The sequence below is a fragment of the Micromonospora okii genome (genome assembly GCF_020884795.1).
Classification (GTDB): Bacteria; Actinomycetota; Actinomycetes; order Mycobacteriales; family Micromonosporaceae; genus Micromonospora; species Micromonospora okii.
The window spans coordinates 91180-103437 of sequence record NZ_BBZF01000013.1 but is presented as its reverse complement, the minus strand read 5'-3'; the positions used below and the strand labels follow the sequence as shown (position 1 = coordinate 103437).

Sequence of the window (12258 nt, the reverse complement as noted above, 5' to 3'; positions counted from 1 at the left end):
GCGTCCATCTACCAGATCAACTACGCCCGCTGCATCTTCTGCGGGCTCTGCATCGAGGCCTGCCCGACCCGGTCGCTCACCATGAGCAACGAGTACGAGCTGGCGCGCGACAACCGGCAGGACCTGATCTTCACGAAGGAGCAGCTGCTCGCGCCGCTGCTGCCGGGCATGGAGCAGCCGCCGCACCCGATGCGGCTCGGCGACAGCGAGAAGGACTACTACGTCGGCGCGCTGACCAACCCCGGCACCTCGGCCGGGGCCGAGCACGCGGCGAACAGCCCGGGCCGCTACCAGGTCGAGGAGCACCCCGGGGTGACCTTCCCCGGCGCCGAGCAGCACGCCCAGCGGGCGGCGGCGGGCAAGGGAGAGAAGGCATGACCACGCAGACGGTGCTCGCCGCGGCGGGCGGGGTCTCCGGGGGCGAGGAGGTCACCTTCTGGATCCTCGCCCCGCTGGCGCTGATCGGCGCGATCGGCATGGTCGTCGCCCGGAACGCCGTGCACTCGGCGCTCTGGCTGGTGCTGACCATGCTCTGCCTGGGCGTGTTCTACGTCCTGCAGGCCGGGCCGTTCATCGGCATGGTGCAGATCATCGTCTACACCGGCGCGATCATGATGCTCTTCCTGTTCGTGCTGATGCTGGTCGGCCGGGACTCCTCGGACTCGCTGATCGAGACGCTGCGCGGCCAGCGGGTCGCCGCGGTGCTGCTCGGCGTCGGCTTCGCCGGCCTGGTCGGCGGCGGCCTCTACCGGGCGCTCGACGGCGTCCCGGCGGTCGGCCTGGAGCAGGCCAACGCCGAGGGGAACGTGCAGGGCATCGCCCGGCTGCTGTTCACCAAGTACGTCTTCGCCTTCGAGCTGACCTCGGCGCTGCTGATCACGGCGGCGGTGGGCGCGATGGTGCTGGCGCACGTCGAGCGGCGCAAGGCCGACAAGATGGACCAGGTCGCCACGATGAAGGCCCGCTTCGCCCCGGGCAACTACCCCGGCCCGAAGCCCGGACCGGGCGTCTTCGCCACCTCCTCCTCGGTGGCCACCCCGGCCCGCCTGCCCGACGGCCGGCTGTCCGAGCGCAGCATCCCCGAGATCTTGCCGGTCCGGGAGCTGACGGCTGAGGAGACCTCGCTGAAGGGGACGGACCAGTGAGCCCGAGGAGTGCAGCGGAGCGGAGCCCCGCAGTCGCGAACGAAAGGGTGGCTCAGCCATGACCCCGGACTACTACCTCGTGCTCGCGGCGGTGTTGTTCACCATCGGCGCGGTCGGGGTGCTCATCCGGCGCAACGCGATCGTGCTGTTCATGTGCGTCGAGCTGATGTTGAACGCGGCCAACCTGACCCTGGTCACGTTCAGCCGGATCAACGGCGACCTGAACGGCCAGATCATGTCGTTCTTCGTGATGGTGGTGGCCGCGGCCGAGGTCGTGGTCGGCCTCGCGATCATCATGGCCATCTTCCGGACCCGGCGCTCCGCGAGCGTCGACGACGCCAACCTGCTGAAGTACTAGAGGGGCCCTGCGGTGGGAGAGATTCTGATGAACGCCCCGGCTGAGCCGGCAGGTGCCGTCACCTATGCCCCTGCGGAGGGGCTGCTGGGCAGCTTCTGGCTGCTGGTGGCGATCCCGCTGGCCAGCGCGGCGATCCTGTTGCTGCTCGGCCGGCGGGCCGACCGGTGGGGGCACTGGCTCGGAGTGGCCGCGATCGGTGCCTCCTTCGTGCTCGGCCTGACCTACTTCTTCCAGCTTCGCGGCCTCGACAACAAGTCGGCCGAGCTGAGCCTGTGGGACTTCATCGCCGTCGGCGACTTCCACGTGGACTTCGGCCTGCTGTTCGACCCGCTGGCTGCGGTCTTCGTCCTGCTGATCACCGGGGTGGGTTTCCTGATCCACCTGTACGCGGTGGAGTACATGTCGCACGACGGGGGCCGGCGGAGGTTCTTCGCCTACTTCAACCTCTTCGTCGCCGCGATGCTCCTGCTGGTGCTCGGCAACAACTACGTGATGCTGTACTTCGGCTGGGAGGGCGTCGGCCTGGCGTCGTACCTGCTGATCTCCTTCTGGTACGGCCGGCCGAGCGCGGCCACCGCCGGCAAGAAGGCGTTCCTGATGAACCGGGTCGGCGACGCCGGCCTGGCCATCGGCATCTTCATCATGTTCGCCAACCTGGGCACCACCCAGTACGACGAGGTGTTCAACGGCGTCGGCTCGCTGACCGCGACCACGGTGCTGGTGCTCGGCCTGCTGCTGCTGCTCGGCGCGGCCGGCAAGTCCGGCCAGTTCCCGCTCCAGGCGTGGCTGCCGGACGCGATGGAGGGCCCGACCCCGGTGTCGGCGCTCATCCACGCGGCCACCATGGTCACCGCGGGCGTCTACCTGATCGCCCGGTCGAACCCGGTCTTCTCGGCCAACTCGACGCTCCAGCTCGTGGTGGTCAGCGTCGGCGCGCTGACCCTGCTGCTCGGCTGCGTCATCGGCGCGGCCAAGGACGACATCAAGCGGGTGCTCGCCTGGTCGACGGTGAGCCAGATCGGCTACATGTTCCTCGGCGTGGGCCTCGGCGGCGGGGCGTACGCCCTGGCGATCATCCACCTGCTCGCGCACGGCTTCTTCAAGGCCAACATGTTCCTCGGCGCGGGCTCGGTCATGCACGGGATGAAGGACCAGGTGGACATCCGCCGCTTCGGCGGGCTGTCGAAGCACATGAAGATCACCTGGCTGACCTTCATGATGGGCTGGCTCGCCATCATCGGCATCCCGCCGCTGTCCGGGTACTTCTCGAAGGAGCCGATCATCGCGGCGGCCTTCGCGCGGGAGGACTGGACGGCCTGGCTGTTCGGCGGGGCCGCGCTGCTCGGCGCCGGGCTCACCGCGTTCTACATGACCCGGCTGTTCGTGCTCACGTTCCACGGCCCGAAGCGGTGGACCGAGGACATCGAGCACCCGCACGAGTCGCCGAAGCTGATGACGATCCCGCTGATCCTGCTCGCGATCGGCTCGGTGATCGCCGGTGGCCTGATGGCGTGGGACGACGGCCTGGCCTCCTGGCTGACGCCGGTGCTCGGCGAGGCCGGCGAGGGGCACGAGGCGGTGCTGTCGCACTCGGTGATCACGGTGCTGTCCCTGGTCGTCACGGTCGCCGGGGCCGGGCTCGCCTGGTTCCTGTTCCGCGGCGGCACGGCCACCGAGCCGCAGCCAGCCGGGGTGCTGGTCACCGCCGCCCGGCGCAACCTCTACACGGACGCCTTCAACGAGGCGGTCTTCGAGAAGCCGGGGGTCTTCCTCACCCGGGCGCTGGTCTTCCTCGACAACCGGGGCGTCGACGGGCTGGTCAACGGCCTGGCCGCCGCCGTGGGCGGGGGCTCGGGTCGGCTCCGGCGGCTGCAGACCGGCTTCGTGCGGTCGTACGCGACCTCCATCCTGACCGGCGCGCTGCTGGTGGTGGCGGCATTCCTGGCCGTGCAGGCGGGGTGGCTGGCGTGATCGACCTCTCTACGGCCGCCCCCGCCGGCGGACCACGCAGTGACGACGGAGGTAAGGCCGCATAATGTCCAACTTCCCGTTCCTCTCGGTGCTGACCGTGGCGCCGCTGGTCGGCGCGCTGGTCGTGGCCGTCCTGCCGCGCCGCCGGCCGGAGCTGGCCAAGCAGGTGGCCTTCGGGTGGTCGCTGCTGGTGCTGGCCCTGGCGGTGGTCATGTGGGTCGCCTTCAAGGTCGACGGTGACCGGCTCCAGTTCCGCGAGTCGTACTCCTGGATCCCCCAGTGGGACGCCCGGTTCACCTTCGCCGCCGACGGCATCGCGCTGGTGATGCTGATGCTGATCGCGGTGCTGGTGCCGCTGGTGATCCTGGCGTCCTGGCACGACGCGGAGGCGTCGAAGCGCTCGGTGCCGACCTACTTCGCCCTGCTGCTCGTCCTCGAGTGCACGATGATCGGCGTCTTCGCCGCCGCCGACGTGTTCCTGTTCTACGTGTTCTTCGAGGTCATGCTGGTGCCGATGTACTTCCTCATCGGCAGCTACGGCGGCCACCAGCGGCAGTACGCGGCGGTGAAGTTCTTCCTCTACTCGCTGGTCGGCGGCCTGTTCATGCTCGCTGCCGTGATCGGCCTCTGGGTCGTCGGCGGGAAGACCTTCGACTGGCAGGCGCTGACCCAGGTGGACATCTCCACCGGCACTGAGCGCTGGCTGTTCCTCGGCTTCTTCCTCGCCTTCGCGATCAAGGCGCCGTTCTTCCCGTTCCACACCTGGCTGCCGGACGCCGGTGGCGCCGCCCCGGCCGGGGCGGCCGCGCTACTCGTCGGCGTGCTCGACAAGGTCGGCACCTTCGGCATCCTGCGGTACTGCCTGCCGCTGTTCCCGGAGGCGTCGAAGTGGTTCGCGCCGTGGGCGCTGGCGCTCGGGGTCATCGGCATCATCTACGCGGCGCTGCTGGCGGTCGGGCAGAACGACCTGAAGCGCCTGGTGTCGTACACCTCGATCGCGCACTTCGGCTTCATCGGGGTCGGCATCTTCGCCTTCACCACCCAGGCCGGCACGGGCGCGGTGCTCTACATGCTCAACCACGGCCTCGCCACCGGCCTGCTCTTCCTGGTGGTGGGGATGCTGGTGGCCCGGCGCGGCTCGGCCCTGATCAGCGACTTCGGCGGCGCGGGCAAGCTCGTGCCGCTGCTGGCCGGGGTGCTCTTCTTCGCCGGCCTGGCCTCGCTGGCCCTGCCCGGCACCGCGCCGTTCGTCTCCGAGTTCCTGGTGCTGATCGGCACGTTCACGGTGAACAAGCCGGTCGCGGTGATCTCGACGCTCGGCATCATCCTGGCCGCCGCGTACGTGCTGTGGATGGTGCAGCGCACCACCCAGGGCACGCTCAACCCGGCCCTGGCCGAGATCGAGCCGATGCGCCGCGACCTCAACCTGCGCGAGAAGGCCGTGGTCGCCCCGCTGATCGCGCTGATCGTGCTGCTCGGCTTCTACCCCAAGCCGGTCACCGATGTCATCAACCCCGCCGTCCAGGCGACCATGCAGGACGTCGGGAAGACGGATCCCGCCCCTGAGGTCGGCGGCGTCGTCCAGGAGGCCGCGAAATGACCGAGCTGAAGTTGCCGTCGATCGACTACGCGGCGCTCGCTCCGATCCTGATCATGCTCGGCACCGCCCTGCTGGGCGTGCTGGTCGAGGCCTTCGTGCCCCGCAGGCGGCGGCACCTGGTGCAGCTCAGCCTGGCGCTGCTGGCGGTGCTCGCCGCGCTGGTGATGGTGATCCTCAACGCCGACGACCGGCTGCTCACCGCGGGCGGGGCCATCGCCGTGGACGGGCCCACCCTGTTCCTCCAGGGCGCGATCCTGGTCCTCGCCGCGATGGCGCTGCTGCTGATCGGCGAGCGCTCGGTGGAGCGGGGCGGGGCGTTCGTCGCCCAGGCCGCCGTCACCGCCGAGTCGGCCGACGACCGGCGGCAGGCCGAGGGGAGCAACGGGGCCACCGAGGTCTACCCGCTGACCTCCTTCGCGATCGGCGGAATGCTGATCTTCGTGGCGGCGAACGACCTGCTGACCATGTTCATCGCCCTGGAGGTCTTCTCCCTGCCGCTCTACCTGCTCTGCGCGCTGGCCCGCCGCCGGCGGCTGCTGAGCCAGGAGGCGGCCATGAAGTACTTCATGCTCGGCGCGTACGCCTCGGCGTTCTTCCTCTTCGGCGTGGCCCTGGTGTACGGCTTCACCTCGGGCATCCCGGGCCGGTCGGCCGGCGTCGACTTCGCCACCGTCCACGCGGCGGTCACCGAGTCGCCGGCCAGCGAGGTGCTGCTCTTCGGCGGCATGGCGCTGATCGCCATCGGCCTGCTGTTCAAGGCCGCCGCCGCCCCGTTCCACGTCTGGACCCCGGACGTCTACCAGGGGGCGCCGACGCCGGTCACCGGCTTCATGGCGGCCTGCACGAAGGTTGCCGCGTTCGGCGCGCTGCTGCGGGTCTTCCACGTCGCGTTCTCCGGGGCGGCGTGGGACTTCACCCCGGTCCTCGGCGCGGTGGCGGTGCTGACCATGCTGGTCGGCGCGGTGCTGGCGGTCACCCAGACCGACATCAAGCGGCTGCTGGCGTACTCGTCGATCGCCAACGCCGGGTACCTGCTGGTCGGCGTCCTCGCGCCCAGCAAGGACGGCCTGGCCGGCACGATGTTCTACCTGGTCGCCTACGGCTTCTCGGTGCTCGCCGCGTTCGCGGTGGTGACCCTGGTGCGGGACGCCGACGGGGAGGCCACCCACCTGTCCCGTTGGGCGGGGCTGGGCCGGCGTTCGCCGTTCTTCGCCGCGATCTTCACGTTCCTCCTGCTGGCCTTCGCCGGTATCCCGCTGACCAGCGGGTTCATGAGCAAGTTCGCCGTCTTCGCCCCGGCCCTGGACGCCGACCAGGCGTGGCTGGTGGTGGCCGGCGTGCTGACCAGCATGGTGCTGGCGTTCCCGTACCTGCGGGTCGTGGTGATGATGTGGCTGTCCGAGCCGGGGGACTCCACCCCCACGGTGACCGTGCCGGGCGGGCTCACCTCGGCGGCGCTCATGATCGGCGTGCTGGCCACGTTGGTGCTGGGCGTGGTCCCGGGTCCGCTGCTCGATCTCGCGAACGGTGCCGCCGAATTCGTGCGATGACCGACGTATCCCCACGACGGGGCCGGCCCGCTGTCGCGGACCGGCCCCGTCGCCGTATCCCCCGTCCGGAGCAGGTCGAACGGGTGTGGCATGGTGGATAGCGTGGTGATTCCCGCTGGCGAGCGTTCAGGTGCCACCGGCTCCGCTCGGCGGGGCCGGCAGGGCACGGGTCAGTTCGGCGCGCTCGGCCTCTACCTGGCCGATTCCCGCGTCGAGGCGTCCGTGCTGGGTCTGCTGGAGTCCGTCGAGGCCGAGCTGCGGGCCAGCGTGGCCAGCGCCGACCCGCTGGTGACCGAGGCCGCCCGGCACCTCGTGGAGGCCGGCGGGAAGCGGTTCCGCCCGCTGCTGGTCGCGCTGGGTGCCCAGTTCGGTGACCCGACGGGCCCGCTGGTCGTCCCCGCCGCGGTGGTGATGGAGCTCACCCACCTGGCGACGCTCTACCACGACGACGTGATGGACGAGGCCGCCGTGCGACGGGGCGCGCCGAGCGCCAACTCGCGCTGGACGAACTCCGTGGCGATCCTGGTCGGCGACTACCTCTTCGCCCGCGCCGCGGACATCGCGGCGGACCTGGGCACCGAGGCGGTGCGGTTGCAGGCGCGCACGTTCGCCCGGCTGGTGCACGGCCAGATCGCCGAGACGGTGGGCCCCCGCGACGGGCAGGACCCGGTCGCCCACTACCTGCACGTCATCGCCGAGAAGACCGGCTCGCTGATCGCCACCTCGGCCCGTTTCGGGGGCATGTTCGGCGGGGCGTCCGCCGCGCACACTGAGGCCCTGGCCGGGTACGGCGAGACCATCGGCGTCGCCTTCCAGCTCTCCGACGACCTGCTCGACATCGCCAGCGAGTCGGCGCAGTCGGGCAAGACCCCCGGCACCGACCTGCGCGAGGGTGTGCCGACCCTGCCGGTGCTCTACGCGCTCGCCTCGGACGACTCGGACGCCGCCAGCGTGCGGCTGCGGGAGCTCCTGGCCACCGGCCCGCTGGTCGACGACGCCCTGCACGCCGAGGCCCTCGGCCTGCTCCGCGAGTCCCCGGCCCTGAAGCGCGCCCGGGAGACGGTCCGCACGTACGCCGAGGACGCGAGGCAGCAGCTCTCCCCGCTCCCCGAGACCCCGTCCCGGCGGGCCCTGGAATCCCTCTGCGACTACATCGCCGACCGCACGAGCTGACCGCGCCCCGCCTGGCCGCTCTCCCCGGCCGCCCTCCCCGTCGATCATGGAGTTGGCGGCACCGTCGATCTCCGAAAGCGCCGCCAACTCCATGATCAACGGGTCGGGGTCGGGGTGGGGGCAGTCAGAAGGCGGGCGGCCGTGAGCATGAGGGCGGACGCCAGGAGCATGGCCGCCGCAGCCGCCAGCCACATCGTGGGGTAGCCGAAGGCCTCGGCCGTCGCGCCCAGGGCCAGGGGCCCGAGGCAGCCGCCCGCGTACACGCCGGTCTGGGTGATCGAGGTGGCGGCGGCCGGGGCCCGCGGGTGCAGCCGGGCCACCGCGAAGGTCATCAGGCCGGGCCAGGCCCAACCCAGGCCGAACCCGAGCACCACGCCCGCCACCAGCGGCAGCGTGCCGCCCAGGGCGAGCAGGACCACCCCGACGGCGCCGACGGCGAGCATCCCGGCGACGAGCGCCACGTGGCCCCCGTCCCGGCGGTCGGCGAGCCAGCCGAAACCGACCCGGGCGGCCACGCAGACCACGCTGCCGAGGGTGAGGGTCAGCCCGGCCAGGCTCGGCGACAGCCCCCGGCCGGCGGCGGAGTCGACCAGGAAGGTGCCCAGGGCGTTCGCGGCGGCAGCCGCGAGCGTCGCGGCCACCCCGACCACCACCAGCGCCCAGGTGGCCCCGCCGGCCCGTCGGGCCCCGGCGGGCCGCGCGGGGCCGTCCTCCCGCCCGGGTACGGCCGGCAGGGCGGCCAGCCCGGCGACCGCGCCCGCGACGAAGGCCCACCGCCAGCCGGCGGTCACCGCGACGGTCGGCACCGCCAGCCCGGCCAGCAGGGTGGAGAGCGGGACCGCCGCCTGCTTCACCCCGAACGAGAGCCCCTGCCGGCGCGGCGGCACGTGCCGGACCAGCGTGGCGTTGCTGGCGAGCTGCCCCAGGGCGTTGGCGGCGGCGCCGAGGGCGAGGAGCCCGACCAGTACCGGGTACGAGCGGGCCAGCGTCGCCACGGCCAGCATGGACCCGGCGGAGAGCAGGATGCCGGCGCGGGCCACCGTGGCCGGGTCGAGCCGCTCCACGAGGGCGCCGGAGGGCACCGAGGCGAGCGCGCTGACGCCGAAGTAGACGGAGACGGCGAGCCCCAGCCCGGCCGGGGAGAAGCCGAGGTCCTCGCCCATCTGCACGGCGAGGCCGCCGACGAGGAAGACGGGCAGGACGCAGGCGACGGTGGTGGCGACGGCCCCCGCGCCGGCCCGCAGGGGGCGACGCTCGGCGGCCCGCGGGGCGGGGGCGGGGTCGGAGACGGTGCTGCTCATGGTGCCGCAAACCTACGCGAGCCCGGCTCGGACAACTCATCGTGTCGCTCGGGGCACCGACCGTTTACGATGATCTGGCGTCGTCGATCCCAACAGGCATTTCGCCGAGCGCCTGTTTTTCATATGGTGTAAGCCCCGGCGGCGGAGGTGGTTGTGCGCGACCCCCTGGCGGAACCTTCGGACCTCATCCGGAGCGTGTCCCGCGCGCTACGCGTGCTCGAATCGGTCGGCCGTGCCTCGAAGGGCCTGACCGTCAAGCAGATCGCGCGGCGCTGCGAGCTGACCGTCGCGACGACGTACCACCTGGTCCGCACGCTGGCCTACGAGGGTTACGTGATCCGCCGGGAGGACGGCACGTACATCGTCGGGCTGGAGATCGCCGACCGGTACCGGGAGCTGGTCACCGCGTTCCGGGGGCCCGCGCCGGTGGGCGAGTGCCTGCGGCGGGCCGCCCTGGACACCGGCTACAGCCACTACCTCGGCCGGTTCGTCGGGGGCCAGGTGGCGATCACGGCGGTCGCCGAGGGGCACCGCTCGCCGTACCTGGAGGATCTGGTCCCGGGCTTCGACGAGGGCGCCCACGCGACCGCGCTCGGCAAGGCCCTGCTGGCGACCCTCACCGTCGAGCAGCGCTTCCGCTACCTGCGGGACTACGGCATGCGCCCGTTCACCAGCGCCACCCTGACCACCCCGGAGGCGCTGGAGGCGGACGTGGTGGCCGGCGACCGGCGGGGGATGCAGCTCGAACTGGGCCAGTTCCGGCAGGGGGTGGCCTGCGCCGCGGTGCTGGTCACACCGGACAAGGACATGGAACGGCGGGTCGTGCTGGCCTGCGCGCTACCGGCGGGCGAGATGATGACCTCCGCCCGGGTGGTCCGGGCCAAGCTGCTCACCGCCGCCCGCGCGATAGCCGACGCCGCCGCCGCCGAAGGCTGACGGGCTGTCGATGCCGGTCAGCGCCCGATCGGCCCGCCGTCGAGCCGCCAGGCGACCACCACGCCGGGCTTGGCGTGGTCGCCGTCCGGCCACGTCGACGCCGGGTTCTCCACGGTCGCCCCGGTGACCTCGCCGGGGTGCTGCACCGCCACGAACACCGAGCGGTTGTCGCCGGTGATGAACGGGCCGCAGGTCTCCGCGCCGAGCGGCACGGTCAGGAACTGCTTGAGGTGCCCCCGCTCGGGGCCCTCGACGGCGGTGGCGAAGAGGCCGTCGTTGCCGCCCAGCGCGTTGCCGTCGGTGGAGATCCAGAGGTTGCCGGTGGCGTCGAAGGCGACGTTGTCCGGGCAGGAGATCGGGGAGACCTTCGTCCTGTCGTACCCGGCGAAGTGGGTCGACGGGTCGGCCGGGTCGCCGCAGACGATCGGCAGCGACCAGGCGAAGGTCTCGGCCGCGTTGTCGTCGCCGTCCTCGACCAGCTCCAGCACCTGACCGTGCTTGTTGAGGTTGCGCGGGTTGGCCTCGTCGGCCGCCGCCTTGTTCGCCTTGCCCCGGTCGCCGTTGTTGGTCAGTGCCACGTAGACCTTGCCGGTGAGCGGGCTCGGCTCGACGTCCTCCGGGCGGTCCATCTTGGTCGCCCCGACCTGGTCGGCGGCCAGCCGGGTGAAGGTGAGCACGTCTGCGGCGGTCATCCCCGTGACGTACGAACGGTCGCCGCTGACCAGCCTGATCCAGCGGCCCCGGCCGTCGAACGCCCCGTCGGACGGCAGCCGCCCCGAGCCGTCGATCTCGGCGGCCGAGTTGCCTTCGAGCTGTGCCACGTAGAGGGTGCCGGACTCCAGCAGGGTCAGGTTGTGGCGGCGGGCGGCCCGCGACCCGCCGGGCACGAACCTCCGGTCCGAGACGAACTTGTACAGGTAGTCGAACCGCTCGTCGTCGCCCATGTACGCCACCGCCCGGCCGCCGCGCGAGATGATCACGTTCGCGCCCTCGTGCTTGAACCGGCCCAGGGCGGTGTGCTTGCGCGGCCGGCTGCGCGGGTCGTACGGGTCGATCTCCACCACCCAGCCGAAGCGGTGCGCCTCGTTCGGGTGCCTCGCCAGGTCGAAGCGCTCGTCGGCGCGGTCCCAGCGACGGCTGCCGACGGGGTACCGCCGCGTGGTGTCGATGCCGTACCGGGCCAGCCTCGGCCGCAGCTCCTCCGGCGCGGCGTCGCCGCCGACGAAGTACTGGTTGAAGTTCTCCTCGCCGGAGAGCACCGTCCCCCACGGGGTGACGCCGCCCGCGCAGTTGTTCAGCGTGCCGACCACCGTGCGGCCCAGGGGGTCGGCGGCGGTGCGCAGCCACGCGCAACCGGCGGCGGGGCCGGTCAGCTCGAACGTCGTGGACAGCGCGGTGACCCGCCGGTTGTACGGCCGCCGGCCGCCGGAGACGGGCCGCCACCGCCCGGTGCCGTCGACCCGCTCCAGCTCGACCACGCTCATGCCGTGCGCCGCCATGGCCACGCGCACCTGCTCGACGGTGAGCGCGTCGAGACCGGCGAAGCCGGGGAACATCAGCTCCTCGTTGGTGTACTCGTGGTTGACCACGAGCAGCGCCCGCCGTCCCCGCTCGTCCAGCGGCAGCACCCCCACGAAGTCGTTGTTGTAGCCGAACTGGGTCGCCTGCTTGGCAGAGGTCTGCGCGCGCACGTCGAAGGCCGGCGCGCCCGGCACCACCGGGTCGCCCCAGCGGATCACCACCGCGTGGTCGTACCCGTTGGGGACCACCAGCGTGTCGAGCCGGTTCGGCGGGATCGGTGTGAAGGTCAGCGCCCCGCTGCCCACGCCGCCCGGTGGGCGGCCGAAGCCGGCGGCGGTCGGGGCGGCGTCCGGAGCGCCCGGCGCGGCGGAGGCGGCGCCCGTCCCGGCCAGCGCGCCGCCGAAGCCGAGGACGAGCGCGCCCACCGCGCCGGCCCGGACCACCCCGCGCCGGGACACCTCGGCGTTCACCACGTCGCCCAGGTACGGGTTGTCGGAGATGTTGGGCACCGGGTGGTCGCAGGCGTTGCCACACCGGTACCGGCAGGTCATGACGTCGCGGCTGCCGTGGCGGGTGGCGCTCAGCAGGGGAAGCAGCCGGGGACGGTCGCTCATCGGGAGGTGCCTCCTGGAAGAGTTGGGGGCCCGCCGGGACCGTCGCCCGACGTGCATACCCGGCGGACGCTAGGCCGACGCGGTGAGCG

At 72.1% G+C, this 12258-nt stretch carries 10 protein-coding genes; 8 read left to right on the top strand and 2 right to left on the bottom strand.

What is annotated here, in order from left to right:
- From LPU43_RS03460 to LPU43_RS03430, 7 genes are all read left to right on the top strand, one after another.
- On the top strand, positions 1 to 378 hold a 378-nt coding region (locus LPU43_RS03460; RefSeq protein WP_229398743.1), incomplete at its 5' end, for a 4Fe-4S binding protein.
- Positions 375 to 1145: an NADH-quinone oxidoreductase subunit J gene (locus LPU43_RS03455; protein WP_229398742.1), complete on the top strand. Its 771-nt coding sequence runs from the start codon at positions 375 to 377 to the stop codon at positions 1143 to 1145. The genes LPU43_RS03460 and LPU43_RS03455, both read left to right, overlap by 4 nt.
- A 58-nt stretch (positions 1146 to 1203) precedes the next feature.
- Positions 1204 to 1503 carry an NADH-quinone oxidoreductase subunit NuoK gene (gene nuoK, locus LPU43_RS03450; RefSeq protein ID WP_229398741.1) on the top strand — a complete coding sequence of 100 codons (300 nt, stop codon included), beginning with the start codon at positions 1204 to 1206 and terminating at the stop codon, positions 1501 to 1503.
- A gap of 27 nt (positions 1504 to 1530) precedes the next feature.
- The gene (nuoL, locus tag LPU43_RS03445) at positions 1531 to 3474 is read left to right on the top strand and encodes an NADH-quinone oxidoreductase subunit L (protein WP_229398740.1); all 1944 of its coding nucleotides are present in this window, start codon (positions 1531 to 1533) and stop codon (positions 3472 to 3474) included.
- Positions 3475 to 3538: 64 nt separating this feature from the next.
- Positions 3539 to 5074 carry an NADH-quinone oxidoreductase subunit M gene (locus tag LPU43_RS03440; protein ID WP_229398739.1) on the top strand — a complete coding sequence of 512 codons (1536 nt, stop codon included), beginning with the start codon at positions 3539 to 3541 and terminating at the stop codon, positions 5072 to 5074.
- The gene (gene nuoN, locus LPU43_RS03435; RefSeq protein ID WP_229398738.1) at positions 5071 to 6624 is read left to right on the top strand and encodes an NADH-quinone oxidoreductase subunit NuoN; all 1554 of its coding nucleotides are present in this window, start codon (positions 5071 to 5073) and stop codon (positions 6622 to 6624) included. Before LPU43_RS03440 ends, nuoN begins: the two co-directional genes overlap by 4 nt.
- A gap of 90 nt (positions 6625 to 6714) precedes the next feature.
- Positions 6715 to 7797, top strand: a complete 1083-nt coding sequence (locus tag LPU43_RS03430) for a polyprenyl synthetase family protein (RefSeq protein WP_229398737.1) — start codon at positions 6715 to 6717, stop codon at positions 7795 to 7797.
- A 95-nt stretch (positions 7798 to 7892) separates the two neighbouring features.
- Here LPU43_RS03430 and LPU43_RS03425 read toward each other — a convergent pair whose 3' ends face one another.
- Complete coding sequence (locus LPU43_RS03425; protein ID WP_229398736.1) at positions 7893 to 9098, bottom strand: MFS transporter; 1206 nt, start codon at positions 9096 to 9098, stop codon at positions 7893 to 7895.
- A gap of 153 nt (positions 9099 to 9251) precedes the next feature.
- On the opposite strand from LPU43_RS03425, the gene LPU43_RS03420 reads away from it, so the two are divergent.
- A complete protein-coding gene (locus tag LPU43_RS03420) occupies positions 9252 to 10034 on the top strand; it encodes an IclR family transcriptional regulator (RefSeq protein WP_229398735.1) in 783 nt (260 codons plus the stop codon).
- Positions 10035 to 10051: 17 nt separating this feature from the next.
- Here the strand turns inward: LPU43_RS03420 and LPU43_RS03415 are convergent, their stop codons facing one another.
- A complete protein-coding gene (locus LPU43_RS03415) occupies positions 10052 to 12169 on the bottom strand; it encodes a PhoX family protein (RefSeq protein WP_229398734.1) in 2118 nt (705 codons plus the stop codon).
- Positions 12170 to 12258: the final 89 nt, after the last annotated feature.